The 22,789-nt window shown below is 34.9% G+C and carries 21 protein-coding genes; 13 read left to right on the plus strand and 8 right to left on the minus strand.

Annotation, left to right across the window (positions count from 1 at the left end; translation table 11 throughout):
• The first annotated feature begins 150 nt into the window (after positions 1–150).
• From J2Y60_RS23030 to typA, 3 genes are all read left to right on the plus strand, one after another.
• Positions 151–648, plus strand: coding sequence for a hypothetical protein (locus tag J2Y60_RS23030; protein ID WP_309924159.1), 498 nt, complete (start codon positions 151–153; stop codon positions 646–648).
• Positions 649–773: 125 nt separating this feature from the next.
• Positions 774–2,612, plus strand: coding sequence for a 7TM diverse intracellular signaling domain-containing protein (locus J2Y60_RS23035; protein WP_309924162.1), 1,839 nt, complete (start codon positions 774–776; stop codon positions 2,610–2,612).
• 331 nt (positions 2,613–2,943) lie between these two features.
• Positions 2,944–4,752 (plus strand): translational GTPase TypA, encoded by a 1,809-nt coding sequence (typA, locus tag J2Y60_RS23040; RefSeq protein ID WP_309924164.1) that lies wholly within the window; start codon positions 2,944–2,946, stop codon positions 4,750–4,752.
• Between the two features lie 491 nt (positions 4,753–5,243).
• On the opposite strand, the gene J2Y60_RS23045 is transcribed toward typA, so the two are convergent.
• Positions 5,244–6,974, minus strand: a complete 1,731-nt coding sequence (locus J2Y60_RS23045; protein WP_309924166.1) for a hypothetical protein — start codon at positions 6,972–6,974, stop codon at positions 5,244–5,246.
• Positions 6,975–7,336: 362 nt separating this feature from the next.
• Here J2Y60_RS23045 and panB point away from each other — a divergent pair, with 362 nt between their 5' ends.
• On the plus strand, positions 7,337–8,152 hold the full coding sequence (panB, locus tag J2Y60_RS23050) for a 3-methyl-2-oxobutanoate hydroxymethyltransferase (RefSeq protein ID WP_309924261.1): 816 nt from the start codon (positions 7,337–7,339) through the stop codon (positions 8,150–8,152).
• A gap of 51 nt (positions 8,153–8,203) precedes the next feature.
• Positions 8,204–8,929 carry an RluA family pseudouridine synthase gene (locus J2Y60_RS23055; protein WP_309924168.1) on the plus strand — a complete coding sequence of 242 codons (726 nt, stop codon included), beginning with the start codon at positions 8,204–8,206 and terminating at the stop codon, positions 8,927–8,929.
• Here J2Y60_RS23055 and J2Y60_RS23060 read toward each other — a convergent pair.
• Both J2Y60_RS23060 and J2Y60_RS23065 read right to left on the minus strand, forming a co-directional pair.
• A complete protein-coding gene (locus tag J2Y60_RS23060; RefSeq protein ID WP_309924170.1) occupies positions 8,895–9,080 on the minus strand; it encodes a hypothetical protein in 186 nt (61 codons plus the stop codon). The genes J2Y60_RS23055 and J2Y60_RS23060 overlap by 35 nt on opposite strands.
• Before the next feature lie 264 nt (positions 9,081–9,344).
• Positions 9,345–9,755 (minus strand): Rrf2 family transcriptional regulator, encoded by a 411-nt coding sequence (locus J2Y60_RS23065; RefSeq protein ID WP_309924172.1) that lies wholly within the window; start codon positions 9,753–9,755, stop codon positions 9,345–9,347.
• 593 nt (positions 9,756–10,348) lie between these two features.
• On the opposite strand from J2Y60_RS23065, the gene J2Y60_RS23070 reads away from it, so the two are divergent.
• The 3 genes from J2Y60_RS23070 to J2Y60_RS23080 all read left to right on the plus strand — a co-directional run bounded on the left by J2Y60_RS23070 (position 10,349) and on the right by J2Y60_RS23080 (position 13,520).
• Positions 10,349–11,428 carry an LptF/LptG family permease gene (locus J2Y60_RS23070; protein ID WP_309924174.1) on the plus strand — a complete coding sequence of 360 codons (1,080 nt, stop codon included), beginning with the start codon at positions 10,349–10,351 and terminating at the stop codon, positions 11,426–11,428.
• 111 nt (positions 11,429–11,539) lie between these two features.
• Complete coding sequence (locus J2Y60_RS23075; protein ID WP_309924176.1) at positions 11,540–12,430, plus strand: DMT family transporter; 891 nt, start codon at positions 11,540–11,542, stop codon at positions 12,428–12,430.
• Between the two features lie 142 nt (positions 12,431–12,572).
• Positions 12,573–13,520: a glycosyltransferase family 2 protein gene (locus tag J2Y60_RS23080; protein WP_309924178.1), complete on the plus strand. Its 948-nt coding sequence runs from the start codon at positions 12,573–12,575 to the stop codon at positions 13,518–13,520.
• Between the two features lie 50 nt (positions 13,521–13,570).
• Here J2Y60_RS23080 and J2Y60_RS23085 read toward each other — a convergent pair whose 3' ends face one another.
• The 3 genes from J2Y60_RS23085 to J2Y60_RS23095 all read right to left on the minus strand — a co-directional run bounded on the left by J2Y60_RS23085 (position 13,571) and on the right by J2Y60_RS23095 (position 16,426).
• Entirely contained in the window at positions 13,571–14,530 is a 960-nt protein-coding gene (locus J2Y60_RS23085; protein WP_309924180.1) for a MoxR family ATPase, read from the minus strand.
• A 313-nt stretch (positions 14,531–14,843) separates the two neighbouring features.
• The gene (locus tag J2Y60_RS23090; RefSeq protein ID WP_309924182.1) at positions 14,844–16,052 is read right to left on the minus strand and encodes a GTP-binding protein; all 1,209 of its coding nucleotides are present in this window, start codon (positions 16,050–16,052) and stop codon (positions 14,844–14,846) included.
• Positions 16,019–16,426 carry a MerC domain-containing protein gene (locus J2Y60_RS23095; protein WP_309924184.1) on the minus strand — a complete coding sequence of 136 codons (408 nt, stop codon included), beginning with the start codon at positions 16,424–16,426 and terminating at the stop codon, positions 16,019–16,021. The genes J2Y60_RS23090 and J2Y60_RS23095 overlap by 34 nt, the downstream gene beginning before the upstream one ends.
• Before the next feature lie 117 nt (positions 16,427–16,543).
• On the opposite strand from J2Y60_RS23095, the gene J2Y60_RS23100 reads away from it, so the two are divergent.
• The gene (locus J2Y60_RS23100) at positions 16,544–17,095 is read left to right on the plus strand and encodes a hypothetical protein (protein ID WP_309924186.1); all 552 of its coding nucleotides are present in this window, start codon (positions 16,544–16,546) and stop codon (positions 17,093–17,095) included.
• Positions 17,096–17,326: 231 nt separating this feature from the next.
• Here the strand turns inward: J2Y60_RS23100 and J2Y60_RS23105 are convergent, their stop codons facing one another.
• Positions 17,327–17,836 (minus strand): DUF192 domain-containing protein, encoded by a 510-nt coding sequence (locus J2Y60_RS23105; protein ID WP_309924188.1) that lies wholly within the window; start codon positions 17,834–17,836, stop codon positions 17,327–17,329.
• A gap of 314 nt (positions 17,837–18,150) precedes the next feature.
• Between J2Y60_RS23105 and J2Y60_RS23110 the strand changes: the two genes are divergently transcribed.
• Genes J2Y60_RS23110 through J2Y60_RS23120 form a run of 3 tightly spaced genes read left to right on the plus strand, consistent with a single transcriptional unit; the run spans position 18,151 to position 19,614 of the window.
• Positions 18,151–18,771 carry a DedA family protein gene (locus tag J2Y60_RS23110; protein ID WP_309924190.1) on the plus strand — a complete coding sequence of 207 codons (621 nt, stop codon included), beginning with the start codon at positions 18,151–18,153 and terminating at the stop codon, positions 18,769–18,771.
• Between the two features lie 17 nt (positions 18,772–18,788).
• On the plus strand, positions 18,789–19,256 hold the full coding sequence (locus J2Y60_RS23115; RefSeq protein WP_309924263.1) for an NADH-quinone oxidoreductase subunit A: 468 nt from the start codon (positions 18,789–18,791) through the stop codon (positions 19,254–19,256).
• Positions 19,257–19,266: 10 nt separating this feature from the next.
• Positions 19,267–19,614 carry a hypothetical protein gene (locus tag J2Y60_RS23120; protein ID WP_309924193.1) on the plus strand — a complete coding sequence of 116 codons (348 nt, stop codon included), beginning with the start codon at positions 19,267–19,269 and terminating at the stop codon, positions 19,612–19,614.
• A gap of 7 nt (positions 19,615–19,621) precedes the next feature.
• On the opposite strand, the gene J2Y60_RS23125 is transcribed toward J2Y60_RS23120, so the two are convergent.
• Positions 19,622–20,653: a type IX secretion system membrane protein PorP/SprF gene (locus tag J2Y60_RS23125; RefSeq protein ID WP_309924194.1), complete on the minus strand. Its 1,032-nt coding sequence runs from the start codon at positions 20,651–20,653 to the stop codon at positions 19,622–19,624.
• Between the two features lie 521 nt (positions 20,654–21,174).
• On the opposite strand from J2Y60_RS23125, the gene bshC reads away from it, so the two are divergent.
• The gene (gene bshC, locus J2Y60_RS23130) at positions 21,175–22,722 is read left to right on the plus strand and encodes a bacillithiol biosynthesis cysteine-adding enzyme BshC (RefSeq protein WP_309924197.1); all 1,548 of its coding nucleotides are present in this window, start codon (positions 21,175–21,177) and stop codon (positions 22,720–22,722) included.
• The last annotated feature ends 67 nt before the right edge of the window (positions 22,723–22,789 follow it).

The raw sequence follows: 22,789 nt of genomic DNA on the forward strand, positions 1-22,789 counted from the left end.
TCAAAACCACTAGATACATCATGTGTCTAGTGGTTTTGTTGTATTATACGTTTTTTGCTCAGAAATATCATAATATTTGTAATTTTGAGTTATTAGATTACCTCTAATGTATCTCTAAATTGTCATATATCTCCAAAACCTACATTTAACATGGAAAACATCTACAGAAAGTATTACTTTCTTAGTCAAAATCAATTAAAAACTATTTTTGAAAAAGGCAAACAGCCCATAACTTCCGATTTGGTTGGCTGGGAATTTATGGGAGTTAATATTGGTGTATTAACAAAGGTTTTGGGTATTAGAAAATTCTTCAAAGTATTTACCACACATGTTGAAGGAGACGCCATCATTGGCTATAATTTAAAAGCTCAGCAAAACGGACTTGATGAACCACACCTTAAAGCTTTAATGACAAATAATACCGATGGATATTATCATGTTTCGGAAGATGGGTCATCCAAAACACTGCTAATTAATTATGGTCATCATCAAGCAAATGCGAGATTTTCACCTGTAAGATTACTCCGTGATTATCTAGTGGAAGTAGAGCCTGATATATATTTAGGGAAAGCATATTTGAAGTTTTTTTCATTTTTTGTACCGTTAACATATTTTGTATTGAGAAAATACCAAAAGAGACTAGATTAGGCACAGGTTTTTTGTAAGTTAATAACGTCAATAAGCAAGGTATTCATAAAACCTTGGGTTTATTGAAAAACATTCATTGCTTTCTTTTACTACGCACATTGGTGAAAGCTGGCACAACTATTATTATGAAAGAGGTAAAAGGTTTTTGTCTAATCTTCTTATTTACACAACTGTTTTTCTTTGGAGCATTTTCTCAACGTCAGGTCGTTATTGATAACCCTAACGAGGCCCGAATCATTGGTAGAGAAATTGAAATCTTTGAAGATAAGACTGCGTCATTGACTTTTGATGACGTAAGTAAGCGACGTGATATTGATGCATATTTTACTCGGAGTTTACAAACAAATCCCAATTTTGGAATTACTTCTTCTGTCATTTGGGCAAGGGTAACTTTGCATAATAAAACATCACAAAACCTATTCTTAGAGATAGCCGAGGCAACTATTGATAGTATTATTTTTTATAAAATAGACTCCCACAAAAAAGTAACCTTGAAAAAATCGGGCACTTATGTGCCTGTTGCAGAGAGAGATTTAAAAACCAACTTCTATTTATTTGATTTAAACCTCCCTGCTGGCGAAACCTGTACTTATTATATACGTTTCCAGACATCCTTGCCTTTATTATTCCCAATGCGGGTTGCTCCGCTCAAAGTCTATTTTGAAGATAATCACCCTAAAGATTTAATGCAAGGGATTTACTTGGGCATTATGATAGTAATGGCAATCTTCAATTTCTTTATTTTTTGTACAGTTCGTACCAAGGTGTACCTCTATTATGTTATTTACGTTTCCTCATTTGCGTGTTTTTTTGCGTATAACAAAGGGATTTCGCACGAATTTATATGGCCAAATGCTGTTTGGTTTAATCGTTTTACACCCATTTTTATTTCAATGGGTATCATATTCAGTCTATTATTTGCGAATAGTTTTCTGAATGTGCAGCGTTATTTACCCATTTCCAACAAAATTTCTCGTGTTTTAATCATACTCATTTTACTCTTTCTAGTTGGGCATTGGTTGGGTTTAGGTACTACTAGCATTATATTATTAAATTCAATTGCTTTTTTAGCAGTGATTTATGTGTTGGTAATTGCCACCTACGTATGGATGAAGGGCTCAGAAGAAGCACTCTTCTTTTTAAGCGCATGGTCTATTATGTTAATAAGTGCTTTGATATTTATCATGCAGCTTTCAAATATTTTGCCTAGCGATAACTTTACAAGGAATGCCCTACAGGTAGGGTCGGCGCTAGAAGTAGTGCTTCTATCGTTTGCTTTGGCCTATAGAATCAACAAAGACAGGAAGGAAAAAGAACAATTTCAGGCGGAGGTAATTACCCAATTGAAAGCCAATGATCAAATGAGAAATAGAATAGCACGTGATTTGCACGATGACATTGGTTCTACCTTAAGTAGTATTGGAATCTTGAGTCAGGTTGTTGAAAATCAGATTGATAGAAATCCTAGTTCTGTAAAAGATTTGGTTCATAGAATTAGTGAGAGCTCACAAAAAGTACAACGGTCGCTAAGTGATATTGTCTGGACGACAAAACAAACAGAGGAAAGTCTGGATAGTGTAATCGTAAAAATGAAAGAGTTCACGGCTGAAATGTTAGAGCCCAAAAATGTTGATTATAGTTTTAATGTAGCAGATTTAAGTAAGATTCAGTTTTCTCCTTTAAAGCAATATAATATATACCTTGTTTTTAAGGAAGCCGTTAATAATAGTGTCAAATATGCACAGGCTACTCATGTTGAAATTGCTATTTATTTTAACGAAGAATATTTTACTGTGATTGTAAAAGACAATGGAATTGGCTTTGAAGAAGTAAATATCAAACAGGGAAATGGGTTAAATAATATGAAAGAAAGAGCCCTTGCCATGAACGGGAGTCTGCAAATCTTGACACAACCATCTAAAGGAACATTAATAGAACTGAAAGTGCCCCTGAATATTAAATAGGACTTAACTAAAGCACGTATTTTGATAAATTGTATTATTGCTATTTTTTCTTTTATAATTTATATTAAATCCTTCAAATTAATATTTCCAAATCTAGTTCTAGCCATTGATTTACAATCATTTAACTCTTTTATGACAAATCTGGCGCTTCAATTTATTTCTTTGTTATTTTTTCAAGCTAATAGCATTTTTCTAAGATAATATCATTACCTTTGCACCCTTAAATGTAAATTTGGAAATCAGATAGTTTGAAGAGTATAATTCTTACAATTTCATTTTCAAATTAATTCATCGCACGGGCGAGCCCGTTTCAAATTTTCAAATTGAAATCATGCAAAGTATTCGTAACATTGCCATCATTGCTCACGTTGACCACGGTAAAACTACCCTTGTTGATAAAATCATCCATGCTTCAAAGTTATTTCGTGATAACCAAGAGTTTGGAGATTTAATTCTTGACAACAACGATTTGGAGCGTGAACGTGGTATCACTATCGTTTCTAAAAACGTATCTGTTCGCTACAAAGGCGTAAAAATTAATATTATTGATACTCCGGGTCACTCTGACTTTGGAGGTGAAGTAGAAAGAGTATTGAAATTGGCTGATGGTGTTTGCCTTTTGGTGGATGCTTTTGAAGGACCAATGCCTCAAACTCGTTTTGTATTAGGTAAAGCTATCGACTTAGGTTTAAAACCTATCGTAATCATCAATAAAGTAGATAAAGAAAACTGTCGCCCTGACGAAGTACACGAGCAAGTATTTGACTTGATGTTCAACTTAGGTGCTACAGAAGACCAATTAGATTTCCCTACTTTATATGGTTCATCTAAACAAGGTTGGATGAGTACTGACTGGAAACGTAAAACTGAAGATATTACTGAATTATTAGATGTAATCATCGATACGATTCCTCCAGCACCAGAAAACGAAGGTATCCCACAAATGCAGATTACATCTTTAGATTATTCTTCATTCGTTGGTCGTATCGCTATTGGTCGTGTTCACCGTGGAACTTTCAAAGAAGGTATGCAAGTAGCTTTGATGAAGGCAGATGGTTCTGTAAAAAGAATGAAAATCAAAGAACTTCAAGTATTTGAAGGACTTGGAAGAGTAAAAGTATCGGAAGTAAGTGCTGGTGAAATCTGTGCAATGATGGGTATCGAAGATTTTGAAATCGGTGATACTGTTACTGACTACGAAACTCCTGAAGCACTACCAAGAATCTCGATTGATGAGCCAACAATGAATATGTTGTTTACCATCAATAACTCTCCATTCTTTGGTAAAGAAGGTAAATTTGTAACGTCTCGCCACTTACGTGATCGTTTATACAAAGAAACTGAGAAAAACTTAGCCTTGAAAGTTGTTGCAACTGACTCTGAAGATAAATTCTTAGTATTTGGTCGTGGTATTCTTCACTTGTCTGTATTAATTGAAACGATGCGTCGTGAAGGTTATGAATTACAAGTAGGTCAACCACAAGTAATTTTCAAAGAAGGTGAAAATGGCGAGCGTCTAGAACCAATTGAAACATTAGTAGTTGACGTTCCAGACGAATCTGCTGGTAAAGTAATCGAATTAGCTACGCAAGGTAAAGGTGAGTTGTTGATTATGGAACCAAAAGGTGACTTACAACACTTAGAATTCAACATTCCTTCACGTGGTTTGATTGGTATGCGTTCTAAAGTATTGACAGCTACTTTCGGTGAAGCTATCATGGCACACCGTTTCAAAGCTTATGAGCCTTACAAAGGAACAATCCCTGGCCGTATCAACGGTTCATTGATTTCTATGAACTCTGGTGTTGTTACTCCTTATGCTGTAGATAAATTACAAGATAGAGGTGTTTTCTTTATCGACCCTACTGAAGAAGTTTATGCAGGTATGGTAGTTGGAGAACACAACCGTCAGAATGATATTGAAGTAAACCTTCAGAATGCGAAACAATTGACTAACATGCGTGCTTCTGGTACAGACACAAACGTTAAAATTGCTCCGAAAATCCAGTTCTCTTTGGAAGAATCGATGGAATACATCCAAAAGGATGAATACCTAGAAGTAACACCAAAGTCGATTCGTATGCGTAAAATTTACTTGGATCCAAGTATGCGTAAACGTATGGAACAAAAAGCAGACTAATATAAAAAACGAAACCCCTCTGATTCATGTCGGAGGGGTTGTTTATGTTACCACTAATTGCTTTATTATTTGTACTTATATAGACAAGCCACTTTTTTTAAAGGTTGCGTGATAAGTAAAAAAAAATAAACTTTTTTTCGAAGGACAAATCCTCTACTACATTTATTGATATTCATTGCTGATTATAGTCTTCCTTACAAGTATCCTCTTTTTCTTTCCTGACTTCTTTATTCGCTAAGTGAATCTATCCTGATTTATTGATAACTAACTGTATATTAAAATGATATGAAGTGTGCTGAACAACTCATATTGATTTTTAGGGAAGTGATTATGCTTTTAATAAAGAGTAAAAACTTTTCTTATCAAGAAAACAGCATGGATTAATTAATAGGAGAAAAATAAAAAAATAAGGTTAACCTTATACAAACGAAAAAAGCATTCCGAATTGAATTCAGAATGCTTTTTTCATTTTATCTAATTTTAAATCCTAATTATTTTTTCTTCGGTTTGTCAGGAAGAATACGGATATCATCAGGATTTTTAGGGTCAATATAGAATCTATATTTTGCTACTGGACCAACAGGCTTACAATCACCAGGATTCAAGCGTTGAACTTCGTATTCATAGATTGATGGATTCTTCGGTAATGGAAGATCATCAGGCCATTTTACTTTAGGATTCTCTGTTACGTTTTCGTAGTTAACATAGTTGCTAGCAGGCTTGGTAGATTTTTTACGAGGTACCAATTTCTTAGGAACAACAGCTACAGCAGGTTTCGTTACTTTACGACGTACTTTTGGTTTCATAGAGCTTGGTGCTGTAGTTCCTCCAAATACCTTAAACATATACTGGTCAGTAGTAGGTTTAGTTGGCGTAATTGAAGCTACAGGTTTTGCTTTATAACCAAAGCTAGCAGCATCTGCTTCTGAGAAGTGTTTGTTCTGAACTACTGACTGTACAGAGTAGTAATAGAAATCACCTTCGTCACCATTAGCCAATGCAACATTGTCAGGCAATGTTAAGCTAGTGTTTTTAGTTGTCTGCTGATAGATTGGCGTATCTGAACCGTCAGCTTTGTAAAGTTTGAATAAATATTCTTCCTGATCTGGATTAGGAGAATTGCTTTTCCATTTGAATACAGGTTTTTCAGCAGATTTATAATCATACATCTTTCCGTTTTCTCCTAATATTGTTGGAGCATACACCACGATTGGTGCTGGCGGAGGAGGTAATAAAGTATAAACAGTTTTGCCGTTGTCTTCACCAAATGTATGTGATAACGCAAGGCCGAAGGTATAACCTCCATGTGTGCTTAAATCCTCTTTGGTTAAAGTTTTAGTAGATCCTTGAGAAACGTCTTGACCTACAGTAGTAAATGGAGTTTCTGTAATGAAACCTTGTGCGTTAAGCCCTAATGCCCATGTTTTACCTACTTTATAGGTTACATCTAAAGCAACAAGTCCGCCAAGTTTATTTTTTGAAGCAGAAGAGTTCATTCTAAAAATTAATGACTGCGCACCAAAATTCCCGTCTTGTAAATAAGCACCAAAACGAGGAGCAGAAGTATTGAACAAACCACCACGAGCATCAAGATTCACATTTAATTTTTTACCAACCGGAATGTCCAATGATGGTCCAATCAATAAATAAAAATCTTCCATGCTTGAAATTTTATCATATTTCAAATCATTTCTTGTAATACCAGCAGGGATTTTTCCAGATAATACTAATGCATCGTAGTTTTTATAGATACGACCATCTGGACCATTATAATCATCACCAACCTGAAAGAACTGATAACCTCCAGTTAAACCAAGACCAATAATACCCCATTGACGTGTAACAGAAAGCGAGTTAGAACCACCCGGTTTCAAGAACATCGTTATATCTTTGCCATTTACTGTGTTTCCAACAGGGATTGACACCCCTACTCTGTCAGTAAGTTTCCAGTAACGTTTGCCTTGAGTAGCTTTTAAGACATTGCTATTTTTATAAAAAGCAGAATCTAAATAATACCCGTCTGCAACCGTTTTAACGATTTGACCATTTGAGTAGGTCGTCGTCGTAATTCCATTGTCTGTGATTGTACTTACAATCGTCGGTTTTTTACTAGAGTCTTGAGCAAATGACGGATTGCTTAGTGCTAAACACGTCAATAACCCCAGGCCAATCTGAGCAGACTTGTTTTGCAATAGACTTCTTGTTGAAAAAATCTGTTTCATAACTTGATTTGATTTAGTATAAATGATAGGGACTGAAATAGATTTATTAGATAAAATGAATATAAGAATGAATATAAGATTTATCAAGTAAAAGTACCCCTTTTTTAGTAAATATTTAGTGATATTCTCTGAAAAAAGCACTTATTTTGAAAAAAAGCATATCGAAATATATTTTAACTATTTTAGATACTAATAAATCTTAAATTTGTACATTATTTAATATTACGCTGACTATATGTAAATATGCCTATTTAATTTGAAATGAAAATCGGTTTATTTTTTATGTAAAAAGAAATCATTCAGGTTAAAAGTATGTATTTATCCTATATGTTATGTGTAACGAAAAAAAAGCTCAAAAAATCATGCCAGTGAATAACGAAATCAAACGAATTACTACACATATTTTGCAAGAAATGAAAAATAGAGGTGAAAAAATCTCTTGTCTTACTGCTTACGACTATTCTATGGCTCGTATTGTTGATGCAGCAGGCGTAGATTTAATCCTCGTTGGTGACTCGGCATCGAACGTGATGGCTGGACATGAAACTACTTTGCCTATTACACTCGACCAAATGATTTATCATGCTACTTCGGTAGTGAAGGCTGTAAAAAGAGCATTGGTTGTTGTTGATATCCCCTTTGGTTCATATCAGGGAAATTCTTCTGAAGCACTTCGTTCGGCTATCAGAATCATGAAGGAGTCAGGTGGGCATGCCGTAAAAATGGAAGGTGGTTCAGAAATCAAAGAGTCGATTATTAGGGTATTGAGTGCAGGTATTCCTGTGATGGGGCATTTGGGCTTGACGCCACAATCAATTTATAAATTTGGAACGTATAATGTAAGAGCAAAAGAAGACCAAGAAGCCAACAAATTGATAGAAGATGCACAAATGTTGGACGAAATTGGTGCTTTTGGTGTTGTACTTGAGAAAATACCTTCAAGTCTTACTAAAAAAGTATCTCAGAGTATCACCATACCAACTGTAGGAATAGGAGCAGGCCCAGATGCAGATGGGCAAATCTTAGTAATTCATGATATGCTTGGCATCAATAAGGAATTTAAACCAAGATTCTTAAGAAGATATGCTGACTTGGATGGAATTATGAATGAAGCAATTACACAGTATATTCAGGATGTAAAGTCAGTTGATTTTCCGAATCAAAAAGAGAGTTATTAATCAAAAATCGAGTTTAAAGAGTAATTCAACTCGTAAAATCAAAAATAGAAAATGAAAGATTTTCACGTAGTATATGAAGACAATCATATTATTATTGTCAACAAGAGGGCTGGGATTTTAGTGCAAGGAGATTCAACAGGAGATAGAACATTGACGGACGCCGTTAAGGAATATATCAAAAAAGAATATAATAAACCAGGGGATGTATTTTTACATCCTGTTCATCGCCTAGATAGGCCTGTTAGTGGCTTGGTTATTTTTGCCAGAACGTCTAAAGGACTAGAACGCATGATGGAGCTATTTAGAAAAAGAGATATTCAAAAAACCTATTGGGCAATAGTTAGGCGTAAACCTAAAGAAGCAAAAGGAAAGTTGGTTCACTGGATTGTAAAAGACGAAGCTAAGAATGTAGTGACGGCGCATGAAACTGAAGTGAAAGGCTCGCAAAAAGCAGAACTTAATTATAAGGTATTGGGCGAAATCAACAAGCATTTCTTGATTGAGGTAGAACCCATTACTGGTCGCCCTCATCAAATCAGAGTTCAGTTAGCCTCAATGGGTTGCCCTATTCGCGGTGATTTAAAATATGGTTTTGACCGCCCCAATGCTGATGCAAGTATTAACTTACATGCCAGAAGAGTGTATTTCGTTCATCCGATAAAGAAAGAACCGATTATCTGTAAAGCTGCTGTTCCAACGAATGCTTTCTGGGAAGAGTTTCTTGAACTTGATCCAGACGATTTTAAGCAAAAGAATCTGGATTTTCTTCATGAATAATAGGATGAGAAACATCTCTTGATATCTGCTCTACGAGGTCGCTGATAGAGTGTTTAACACCATGAAGAATGCCTGAAACAATGCTTAAAGGAAGTATTAATGGCAAAAATACTAGCCATTGTAGAATCATGAATTGATTGAACTTTTTCATTTTACTAGATAGTGGTTATTGTGAATAATTATGTTGTAAAAATAATAATAATTCTCAATATAACAATATTTAATAGGTTGAAAATATTACAATTATTTAATACTTATTATGCGAAAATAATAAAAATGCTTCCTAATCTTAGAAAGAAGTGTTTTTTGAGGCTAAAACATTGAAATATGGTTTTTTAAGATAGCGTAATAATTAATCTTTCTACTTGGAAGAATAAATCAAAAAAATAGCCCTAGCATCAGCTAGGGCTATTTTTTATTTTACTAAGTCCATTAATGTATTTTCTTCTAAAACAGCAAGATTGGCATCTCTCCATTTTTCCATAACGTTTCTCAATGAACAACTTTCTTCGTCTCCGCAATCATCACATTTGCCATAGAAATGTAATGATACACACAGCGTTGGCGAAATAGGACCGTCAATGATACGAATGATTTTAGCAAAAGAAACTTGGTCAGGTGGTATTCTTAAGTAATAACCGCCACCTTTACCTTTTTGGCTTTGTAAAAGCCCATGATTGCGTAATTCAAGAAGGATTGCTTCTAAAAATTTTTTGGGAATATTTTCTGATTCAGCAATATTTGAAATAAGTAATGGCCCTTTTTCATATTCACGAGCTAGAACCTTTAGGGCTTTCAAAGCATATTTAGCTTTTTTAGAAATCATAATGATGAAGTTTTAATTTAGTTGCTTCGCCAATAAAATGGTTTTGATAAATTATCAACTGCTTGCACTTTGAATAAAATAGTAATATATCTACTAAGTTCAGGAATTCCATTCGATTGATAGACAAAAGTACATAAATTATCATAATTTATTATATTATTGATAATGCAACAAGCTCAAATAATTTTAATAAACTCTGGGAAAAAATAAATATTATCACAAAATAATGATAAATCATTGGGGCTTTTGCTGAACGATAAACTAGTAGGATATGTATAAAAGCACGTCACTATCCTTTTAATCCACATTTGCGCTACAAAACAATACTAAAATTGTAGATGTTGTATAAAAGTGGGTATTTTTTTACACATAATAGGTAAAACATAGCGGAAATATGTGCAAAACGATAATTCTGAGTAATCTTGTTTAGACATACACAATTACTTATTCTACTATAACGAAGAATATTAACTTTTAACATTTTTTAATCTTATAGAATGATTCTTCAAACCACAGACATTTATTTATTCGTAGCTTTGTAGCATATTACTATTTCAATAGCGGGAATTTAGGCTATTGTTACCTGAAAAAAAATGAAGATTCTTGATTTATACATCATTAAAAAATTTCTTAAAACTTACTTTTTTGCGGTTTTAATCATCGTTTCTATTATTATGGTGATTGACTATACCGAGAAAATTGACAACTTCATCGATAATAAAGCGTCTGTTCATGCTGTTTTGTTTGATTATTACCTGAACTTTATTCCCTATTGGGCTAATTATATTAGTCCGTTAATGGTATTTATTGCTACAGTTTTTTTTACGGCAAACTTGGCAGCACGTACAGAAATCATTGCTATTCTAAGTACGGGCGTCAGCTTCACCCGTTTTATCAGACCTTATTTTATAGCCTCGTCTATTGTAGGGATTCTAACCTTCTTTATGGTTGGGTGGATAATTCCTAATGCCAATAAAACGCGTATTGCCTTTGAACGAAAATATGTAGTAGGCTCATACTATTATAGCGATAGAGATGTGCACATCAAAATTGGTCCCCAAGATTATGCTTATATGGAAAGCTATGATACAGGTTCGCAAACTGGCTATCGTTTTTCTTTGGATAAAATAGATGGGCATGAATTAAAAATGAAATTATTAGCCGACCATATTACGTGGGATTCTACTCGTAAAAAATGGTCGATTTTCGATTATAGAGTGAGGACTTTTCTGCCTAATGGCAAACAAAAGCTAACTTATGGTACTAAAATAGACACCACGCTTAACTTACTTCCCAAAGATTTTGAAAGCAAGTATCAGATTCATGAAACGCTAACAAACTCAGAATTAGAAGATACCATTAATCAAATTAGAACACGCGGGGCAGATGGTATTGAGATTTTCTTAATTGAAAAATACTTACGATTCGCCAATCCTTTTGCCGTCATCATTCTGAGTGTAATCGGGGTAATTGTATCTGCTCGCAAAGCAAGAGGTGGTGTAGGCTTTCAGATTGCCCTAGGCTTTATGTTGGCATTTTTATACATATTATTCTTTATGATGAGCAAGGGAATTGCTCAATCCGGAGGAATGCCTCCGCTACTAGCCGTTTGGTTGCCTAATATCGTTTTTACGGTGATTGGTTTTATTTTATACTATACCGTGCCTAGATAGTGCGGAGTATCTTGTTTTCCATCATTCAGGCACTTTTTCTAACAGATAAATCAATATTTTGGCATTGCTAATTGACATACAGCTAATTGCTAACACAGACCAAACCGCTTCATGAAAACAAACAGCATAAAAGATTATTTCCAACTTCATTTTGTAGTACTCATTGCTGGGTTTACGGCTATTCTAGGAGCCTTAATTTCTGCCCATTCTTTAAGTATTGTTTTCTTTAGAACTTTTCTGGCTTCCGCAGGCCTATTCCTTTATTTATACCTTAAAAATGTACCTATTAAAATTTCTGTAAAAGCTACTTGGCAGTTATTAGCTACAGGGGGCATTATTGCGTTACATTGGTTTACATTTTTTTATGCAGCCAAAATCTCAACAGTAGCGATATGCCTTGCAGGTTTTTCTACGGGGTCGTTATGGACAAGCTTACTTGAACCTTTATGGGACAAAAGAAAAATCAGGGTCATTGAAGTAGGACTAGGTTTAATGGTAATAGTAGGTTTATATTTAATTTTCTTGTTTGAAGTAGACCACATCATGGGCTTATTGGTCGGAATATTCTCCGCCTTTTTAAGTGCGTTGTTTTCTGTCATTAATGCTCAGTTTGCTAAAAAACATAGTCCTCAAATCATTACATTTTATGAAATGCTCGGGGCCTCATTCATTACTTTCATACCTGTTCTGTATTTGTTTATTCAAGCAGATAATGATTTTATCCTTATTCCGCAGGGCTTAGATTGGCTATGGTTGTGTATCTTAGCTTTTGTCTGTACAGTTTATGCTTTTGCAGAAGGAGTAGAGCTAATTCGTAAATTTTCAGCCTTTACGTTTAACCTTACATTAAACCTTGAGCCTGTTTATGGAATTATTTTGGCTTATATATTCTTCGGCGAAAAAGAACGAATGACCGTCGGTTTCTATGCAGGAACATTTATCATTCTAATCTCAGTATTGTTGTACCCACTCCTTAAAAAAACTAAATTTTCAAACAGTTAAAGCTTTGTTTGATAGCAAAACATATAGGATTCAGGCTGACAGAAAGTTTAATCTGAATTTTTTAGGCTATATTTGAGGCTGATTATATTTTCTATTATAGAAACCCATTCATAAAGTCTTTACCTAAAAACAGTTTAATTCGTTGAATATCCCCCAAATTTCAATTATCGCCCCTCTCTATAACGAAAGTGAAACTTTCCCCTTTTTGATAGAAAGGTTAAATGCATTAATGGATTCGGCTCAAGTAAGCATTGAAATTGTTTTAGTAGATGATGGAAGCCGCGATAATACCGCAGAATTGATGCAAGCGCTGGCATTAAGCGATGAAAGATATCATTGTTTATTTTTAGCACGAAACCATGGACACCAACTAGCCCTTACAGCAGGTTTAGCCATTTCCAAAGGCTCTGAAGCTGTAATGGTCATTGATGGCGACCTCCAAGATCCTCCTGAATTACTCTTAGAGTTTTATCCTTATTTAAAACAAGGTTATGATGTTGTTTATGCTGTTCGTAAACAGCGTAAAGAAGGCTTTGTAAAACGGAGTGCATATTATCTATTCTATCGTTTATTAAAGAGTATCGCTTATGTAGATATTCCTTTGGATAGTGGAGACTTCGCTTTGATGAGCCGTAGAGTAGTGAATATCTTAAATAAAATGCCTGAGGAAAGTCGTTATTTAAGAGGAATGCGCACATGGGTAGGGTTTAAGCAGATAGGAGTAGAGTACGCTAGAGAAGAACGCCAAGCAGGAGAATCAAAATATTCTTTCAAACAGCTTTTTAAATTAGCCTATAGCGGCATCTTTAATTTTAGCGAATTCCCCATCAAATTTGTTACTAGATTGGGTTTGTTTGCCATTGTCGTTTCGTTGATATACTTTATAAGTGTATTGATAAAGAAATATTACCTTCAAGAGGTAATAGAAGGTTTTCCTGCGTTGCTTTTTATGATTATTCTTTTCAGTGGCGTGCAATTATTAGCGTTGGGAGTGCTTGGAGAATATATTTTGCGAGTCTTTTTCCAGTCTAAAAACCGTCCCCTTTTCATTATAAGAAGTGAAATTCAGAACAAAGAATTTGTAGAATAAAATACTCAATTTTGTTGTAGAAGATTGTGTGGAAAATCTTCTACAACTTTTTACCTGCCAATTGCTACTCTTCTTAAAATAGTATCGATTACTTGCATCGTAGTGATACCATCAGCCTCAGCTTCATAATTAAGCATAATTCTGTGATTCAATACATCTGGGGCTATTTCTTTGATATCTTCTGGTAATACATAATCTCGGCCATCTAAATACGCTAATACTTTGGCTGCTAAATTCAAATTGATGCTTGCACGTGGCGACGCTCCAAATTGTACATAGCGGGCTTCTTCCCTCAATCCATAATCCCCCGGCTTACGCGTGGCAAAAATAAGTTCGATAATATATCGTTCAAGCGTTTCAGAAATAGTAATATCGTTGATTTCCTTTCTGATTTTAAAAATGTCTTCCTTATTCAGGATAGGTTTGGGCTGGTAATTAAAATCCATGTTAGACATCTTCCTCATTACTTCCAATTCTTGCTCTTTATTGAGGTAGTCAACAAATACTTTGAGCATAAACCTATCTACTTGGGCTTCTGGCAAAGGGAAAGTGCCTTCTTGCTCTACAGGGTTTTGAGTTGCCAGTACTAAAAATGGTTTATCAAGCGGATAGGTAAAATCACCAATAGTCACTTGCTTTTCCTGCATGGCTTCCAAAAGGGCAGATTGTACCTTTGCTGGAGCACGGTTTACCTCATCCGCTAAAATAATATTAGCGAAAACTGGTCCTTTTTTTACTTCAAAATCATCAGATTTCCGACTATAAATCATCGTTCCGATGAGGTCGGCAGGTAATAAGTCGGGCGTAAATTGAATACGGTGAAAATCTAACTTAAGGATTTTTGATAAGGTATTTACAGATAATGTTTTGGCCAAGCCCGGTACACCTTCTAACAAAACGTGTCCGCCTGTAAATAAGCCAATAAGTAGTCGATTCGTCAGTTTTTCGTGACCCACCACTACTTTTCCCATTTCTTCAAAAACTTGATTTATTTTTTCTCGTGAAGTCATTATTGTATTGAGGTAAGATTCATTAGCCAATGTTTATCCATTTATGAAAACCTAGTAAACGTTGGCATCTACCATATAAAGCTTATATGTACGTGTTCATTGTAAAGCAATTTTACGAAAAAAAATTGGCAATCTGTATCTTACAGTTCTAAAATCGTTAGGAATCCCTTCTTTTTTAAGAGAGACTATACGCTAATATATTTTGAACAATTACAGGTTTTATTGTAAACGAAAACGCTTTCTTACATAAAAACCCATAAGCCAAAAGCCTATGGGTTTTAGTATTACACTACCTTTATTTTACTTAAGATTTTTATTGAAATACTGGAAATGGATCAATGAATGTTCCTTTCTTTTGCATTCGTACAATTTCTTCTTCTACACAAAGACATTCCTCCAACTCCTCAATAATGGCTTCTTTATCTAAATCTTGCCCAATGATTACTAGCTCATTGATTTTGTCTCCAAAGCGTTTATCCCATCGTTCCATGATGGTTTTCTTGTTTTCAAGCCAAGCGGGATAAAATGGACGTTCCCAAGAGGGAATATCAGCCCACCATGAACCAGCCCAATCTGCACGGACTGACCCGCCAGCCTGACCCCAATTAAGGGCATCTTTGGGACGAGAGGCTATCCAGAATAAACCTTTCGAGCGAATAATGCCCCCATGCCAATAGTTATTGATGTAATTCCAGAATCGTTCTGGATGAAAAGGGCGAGGGTCTCTGAATACAAATGAGCTAATGCCATACTCTTCTGTTTCGGGGGTATGTTTTGCATTGGCTAATTCTTGTATCCAGCCTGTAGTGTTAGAGGACTCCTCAAAATTAAATAAGCCAGTGTTCAGAATCTCTTTTGCTTGTACTTTCCCAAATTCGGATGAGAGTATCTTAGCATTAGGATTTAGCTTTTGAACAATAGCCTTTAATTCGCCTACTTTTTCAGGTGTTAATAAATCTGTTTTATTCAAGATAATAACATTAGCAAATTCAATTTGGTCAGTAAGCAAGTTTACGATAGTTCTAGTATCGCTTGGGTCTTCGTCGTTCATGCCACGTGTCCACACAGTATCAATAGACCCAAAGTCTTTGGCAAAATTGAAACAATCTACCACTGTCACCATAGTATCTAGTCTGGAGAATTTAGATAAATCGATGCCATTTTCTTCATCGATATAGCTAAAAGTCTGGGCAATAGGTAAGGGTTCTGAAATACCCGTCGATTCAATTAAAAGGTAATCAAAACGATTTTCTTTCGCCAGTCGCTCTACTTCAATCATCAAATCTTCCCGAAGGGTACAGCAAATACAACCGTTTGATAGCTCGACTAACTTCTCTTCGGTTCTTGATAAGGTATTTTCTTGTTTCACCAATTGGGCATCTACGTTTATTTCACTCATATCATTTACAATAACAGCCACTTTTAGGTTGTCTTTATTATGTAAAATATGATTGAGCAACGAGGTTTTTCCAGCGCCTAAAAAGCCACTTAGCACTGTAACGGGGAGTTTTTTGTTTGACATCTTCTACAATTTCTAATATTAATGATATGAGTGATGATGAGTCCAACTGAAGCAAAATAGCCCAGTAGATTAATGTATTTAAAGTCGTCTTCAAATAAAATAGCGATTGCGAAAAGCGAGAAGAATAACCAAAAAGAGCTATTTATTTTCTGTGAAGTGCCTTCTTTAGTAGTAAAAAATACTGCTACAAAGCAGGTAATCAGAAAGATATAATCCCAATATCGGATACCTTCATGGGAGCTAATACTGACTTCTGTTTTATAATAAGCTTGCACAAGCATTATTAATGGTGTTGCTAAGCAATGCACCAAGCAGATTCCTGAGCCTAAGATGCCTAGGTAATCATAACCGTATTTAGAAAATAGTTTTTTCATATTTGCAACATTGTTGCAAATATGGTAACAAGAATTTTATTTTGCAACAATAGTGCAAAAATATTGTTATCGTTCGTTATATTTGCAACGTTATTGCATTATATAAATTCAACAAATATGAAATTGACTAAGAAAACACTTTTGATGGCAACGTTAGCCTTTGTTTTGGTAGTAGGATGTAAGAAGGATGAACCTGCGCCACAGGAAGACAATGAGAACCTAACAACGGTAAGGTTGAAATTCACTGAGGGCGGTGTTACTAAAACTTTTTTATTCAAAGACCTTGATGGTATTGGAGGAAATGCCCCGACGATTGACAAGATTTCGTTAGATGCGAACAAAACGTATGCTTTGGCTGTCGAGATGCTAGATGAAACAAAAACGCCTGTTGTCAATGTAACAGAAGAGATACAAGAGCAAAAGGATGAGCATTTGTTTGAATATGTATCCACCCCAGCATCATTATTAACTGTTTCTGGAAAAGATAAAGACTCTCGTGGGTTTGATGTGGGCTTGACGGCCACTGTAAAAACGGCTGTAGCAGGAACGGGCAAATTGCAGGTGGTTTTACACCATCAACCACCAGTAAATGGCTCTCCAATCAAGAATGGTTCATTCACGGTAGGGAGTATAGATTTTGATGGAACTTTTGATGTGGAGGTTAAGTAGATTTTAGTTGGGACTAGAGGACTTTAGGACTGGAAGATTTTAGGACTAGACTAGAGGGTTTTTAGATTAGGAGATTATTGGACTGGAGGAATTTGAGATAAGACTGGGGAGTTTTGATTTATCAAAACTTAACAAATAAACCTTAAAGTCCTTTAGTCCAAGAATCCTAAAGTCTTAAAGTTTAATCCTAAAGTCCTCCAGTCCAAAATCCTAAAGTCCAAAACCTACAACTCACCACTTCAACAAATCCCCCTTTTCAATCCCCTTTCTTTGGCAAAATCCTGCGTTTACTTCTAACACATACTTCGCGTTCTCGTAAGAAGGTATCGCTTCTTCCGAAAATGGAGCTCTGTTGGCTTGTATGGTTACAACTCTTTTTTGGGTATCTAGAAAAATGATATCAAGAGCAATAAAAGTATTTTTCATCCAAAAGCTTTGAGGCTCATTTTCGGGCATGATAAACAACATCCCACAAGAGTCGGGCATTGAACGACGAAACATTAAGCCCTGTGCTGTTTCCTTATCATTATCGGCAATCTCAATCGTTAATTTTTGTTTAGTCTTCACAAATTCTAATTCCCCTTCTTTTTTAAAAACAGGTTCTGCCATCTCTGGAATCACGCTTATCGTATCTGCCTCAGCATCAGAAGATGAATTATAAAAAAACCGAATCAGGTTAGAAGAGAAAAACCCTCCGAAAAGTAGAAGAAGCACTAAAATGATAATGATTGTTTTTTTCATAGTCTTTAATTCATTTAAGTGTTTTTTAGGAAACAATGATTTGATTAATTAATGATTTTGGGATTAGAGAATTTGTCTGAAATTTAAGTAATTTTACTAATCTAACATTCAATGTTATCAGAACGCTTTGTTATGTATTTTGTTTTTGATTAGATGAAATACTCTTTAAATCAATTAATAAAATTAAAATAAACAGATTGATAGACTAATTTTGTCTTTCAACTGTTTAGTTACTAAACTAACGTTGAAAAAAACCTCTTAACAGAAATAAATATTTTATACTTCAGCCCCACAGGCATTTCATCTATTTTAAAATGGACATATCCGAAATCATTAAATACTTATCAGATTCTAAAGAAATCATTGGTGCGGGGCTTTTTGCTATTACTTTTGTAGTATATGCTGAAAACGGGTTGTTCTTTGCCTTTTTCCTTCCTGGCGACTATCTCCTTTTTTTGACTGGTGTTTTTGTAGGGACAGGCTTCCTAAAGTATACTATCGGAACGGTTTTGTTATACCTTTTTGTGGCGGCTGTAGTAGGCTCCTTAACGGGCTTTTTGTTTGGGCGGTTTTTTGGCAGTAACCTCGAAAATAAGGCCGACACTTGGTATTTTAAGCAAAAACACTTGGATTCTACCCGCGATTTTTTTGAAAAATATGGTAGCCAAGCATTAATAATTAGCCGATTTTTGCCTTACATTCGTACTTTTGCCCCAATTTTAGCAGGAATTAGCCGAATGAATTATCCTAAATACCTCTTTTTGAATATTACGGGCGGTGCAATTTGGGTTGGTTCTTTAGTAGGTGGAGGCTATTATTTCGGAGTAGAATTCCCTTGGATTATCAACTATGTTCATTACGTTATTTTATTCTTCTTGGCCATCACTACTTTTACAGTAGTAAAAGGATACTTGAATTTCAGAAAAAATAAATAATGCCAATACCTTTTAAGATGATTACTGATTTTGGTTATATATTACTCTTTATCATTGCTGCGATAGTTTTTGTAGCCGTAATATTATTTATCGCAAAACTGATTCGCCCGAACCGCCCAAATGTGGAAAAACTCACTACTTACGAGTCGGGAGAAGAGCCAGATGGGAATGCAAACGTTCGATTTAATATTCGTTTTTATGTAATTGCCTTAATTTTTATCCTTTTCGACGTCGAGATTATCTTTTTATTTCCTTGGGCAACAGTTTTTGGAAATCAGCGATTAATTGCTGATACAGATGGTCTGTGGGGATGGTTCTCGTTAGTAGAAATGTTTGTGTTTATTGGCGTATTATTAATTGGCTTAGCCTATGCTTGGATAAAAGGTCATTTAGACTGGGTACGTCCAGAAGTAAAAATCACTGAATATACATCTAAAATACCTGCTTCGCTTTATGATAAAATAAACGAAAAATATAGCAAGTAAAAGCCATAAGATGTTAGGAAATCGTAAAAAATCGTTGTTTTTTACCATCTATTGCCCTTTCCTGAATGTCGATGGTATGGCGATTTTTCCATTTGTGCTTATTAGAACCAAGTTGCCTTCTAAAATATTAATCAATCATGAGCGCATTCATTTAGCCCAACAGCTTGAGTTGCTCATTCTCCCATTTTATATTTGGTATCTATCAGAATATCTGCTGAATAGGCTCAAAGGACAAAATCATCAGGTAGCATATAGAAATATTTGTTTTGAGAAGGAAGCCTATGAAAACGAAGATAAGCTGGCATATTTGACAAATAGAAGAGCTTGGAGTTTCTTAAAGTATTTGAAAATGGTTTAGTGATACCCTACCATAGATTTTGCGGACAAAGCACTCGTTGACGATTATTCAACATAATACCAATCACTATTTCGTGTGAGCCTCTCGAGCGTTCTTTTAGTCCTGATAATGTGTAATCGTAAGAATATCCCAAGTTGATTAATGAACTAATATTTGCACCGACTAATCCCACAAAAGCATCTTTGTGTCTATAGGATGTGCCAAACCAAAATCGTTCTCTGAAAACTGTTTTTAAGTTAACATCAAAACTTATGGGTGCTTTCGCTACTCTTTTAATAAGCGTAGAAGGGATGAGCGTCCAATCTTCACTGAGTTCTTGTCTAAAACCTGCTGTGAGAAAGTAATGAGGTATGGCATCGCCACTCCAACTTTGATTAGGGTTATTAGTATTTTTATAATTAAAGCTATTAAAAATAAATTGATTGGCTGAAATACCCACAAAAAACTGCTTTGAATACAGCCAAGCACCAGCATTCAGATTGGGTTGAAGGGCTGTAAGCCTTGAGCCTGCAACAATAGCTTGGTCTGGGTTGTCTTTTACCTGAACTTTGCTGAAATCTACTGTGTATTGAGATATTCCACCAGAAAGACCGATGGCTAGTTTCATTTTCGTAGTAATAGGGACGTGTAATGAATAGCTGATATTAAAACTATTCTGAGTATTGGCTCCTGTTTTATCAGAGACTAATATAAAACCAATACCATGATGAATAGGCACTTTTGCCGAAGTATTGAATTGGTTTGATAATGGCATAGGTCGCCGAATAGATTTACTAAAATTAGGACGAGCACCCGTACTTGTTCTATCTGTCTTGCCAATAGGCATATGTGCTGACAAATAATAAGTTGTTGGAGCGCCCTCAAAATCTGTCCATTGGTTTCGATAACCCGTTTTAATATCAGTATAATCTTCAATGCCCCCAACTGCTGGATTGATTAAATAACTATTCATCATGTATTGACTATACTGAGGTTGAGTTTGGGCAAATGCCTTCAAACTCACGGTAATCATCAAAAAAACAAGTATAATTTTGGGCATAATAGCGATGAAGTTCACATTTTAATACTAAAGATAATAATAAAAGAGGTTTTTCTATTAATATTCTAATGAGTATCCAACCTTTTGAAAAAAAAATGTGTCTATTATCATGCTTACTCGTGGGTATTAGTCGATTTACTCACTTCCATCAAAATAACGGGCAAATAAGCTTGTTTGGGGAGGGTAAATATTTAGAAATCAAAGAGGTAAGTTAAAAAAAGTAAAGACCAATGAAACCTTCGTTGTTTTTATCACGTAGATAATATTAGAAAGATAATTGATTCGGGTTTGTGTAGAAATAAGATTGTACAAGTTTTCATAAAGATGCATTACTGCAAAATTTTATGGAAATAAAAGATAATTAAATAGCTTATGGAGAATATCGAAAGCCTTTAGAAAATTTCTAAAGGCTTTTTTGTTGAAATTCTTGATAGAAAAGAACAAAGTTTAAAACTTCTACGTTAAACTTGTAATCCAAACAAGACTGTTTGAATTTTAAATATCAAACGCATAAGGCAATAATGCAAATACATCAACTACCGTTAGAGGACGTCAATCAGTTTTCGTCACTTTTCTTAGACTTCATTAATCAATCCACAAAAACTAAAGATTTTTACGAAAATTATCCAGATCTTAAAGGATTTGAGCAGCAAATCGCTTTAAAACAATTTGATTCAGCCAAACGTAGTATTTTAGTAGAAACGCTAAAAAAACAGTATTCAGGTATAAGCAATAAGCCAAATGTTGATATTCTTTTAGAGGAAAATACGTTTACCGTCACTACGGGGCATCAACTCAATATTTTTACAGGGCCTCTTTATGTAATCTATAAGCTTGTTACAACGATTAACTTGGCGAAATCATTGAAAAATGCTTTCCCAGCTTACAATTTTGTACCAGTCTATTGGATGGCAACTGAAGACCATGATTTTGCTGAAATCAATCATTTTTCATTGTTCGGCAAGAAGTTAGCATGGGAAACTGTCCAAAAAGGAGCAGTGGGTAGGATGAATCCAAAGGAATTAGAGGCTTTGATAACAGAAATGGCTGAATGTCCTGCTATTTTCAAAGATGCATACCTCAACAATGAGACTTTGGCGAATGCAGCACGATGTTACGCTAACGATTTATTCGGAGACCAAGGCTTAATTTGTATCGATGCAGATGATAGAAATTTGAAAAAACTGTTTGCTCCTATTATTAAAAACGATTTACTACACCATACTGCTTTTGATGTCGTTTCAAAAACTTCTGAAAAACTAGAATCTTTGGGCTATAAAACCCAAATCTCTCCCCGTGAAATCAACTTCTTTTATTTAGAAAATGGACTTCGTGAGCGTATTGTCAAAGAAGGCGATACCTATAAAGTATTGAATACTAGTTTACAGTTTTCTGAAACGGAAATCCTTAACCTATTGGAAACTGAACCTGAAAAATTCAGTCCTAATGTGGTATTAAGACCCGTTTATGAAGAAGTGATTCTGCCAAACTTAGCCTATATCGGCGGTCCATCAGAAGTACCCTATTGGCTTCAATTAAAAGGCATTTTTGATTTCCATCAGGTAGCGTTCCCTATTTTGATGCCTCGTAACTTCTGTTTGATAGTCAATAAAGCTACTGCTAAAAGGATGGAAAAATTAGACTTAACCAGTCAGGATTTATTTTTGGATGAAATAAGCTTGAAGAAAAGCTTTATTGAAAAGCATTCTGAAAATAGCTTAAGCCTTGCTACGGAGAGTAATTCCTTTGTGCAGGTTTTTGAGGAAATTCTGACAAAAGCTGTAAAAATAGATAAAACGTTGGAAGGTGCAGTAAAAGGAGAGCAACAGAAGGTATTGAATGCCCTTGAAAACTTAGAAAAGCGTTTGAAAAAAGCAGAAGAAAGAAACCACGAAACAGAGGTAAATCAGCTGTTGGGAGTAAAACAGAAGCTTTTCCCGAATGGAACTCCCCAAGAAAGAAGCGAAAACTTTTTGAATTTCTATTTGAACAATCCTGAATTCTTAACGCAAATATCAGCAGTCTTTGACCCGCTAAACTTTAAGTTTTATATAATTATTGAAGAATAGAAAAAAGTAAAATCATAGAAAAAGGTCGGAAATGATTTAATATTTCCGACCTTTTTTATGAAAGATT

Source organism: Arcicella sp. BE140, from assembly GCF_031456255.1.
GTDB classification, from domain to species: domain Bacteria; phylum Bacteroidota; class Bacteroidia; order Cytophagales; family Spirosomataceae; genus Arcicella; species Arcicella aquatica.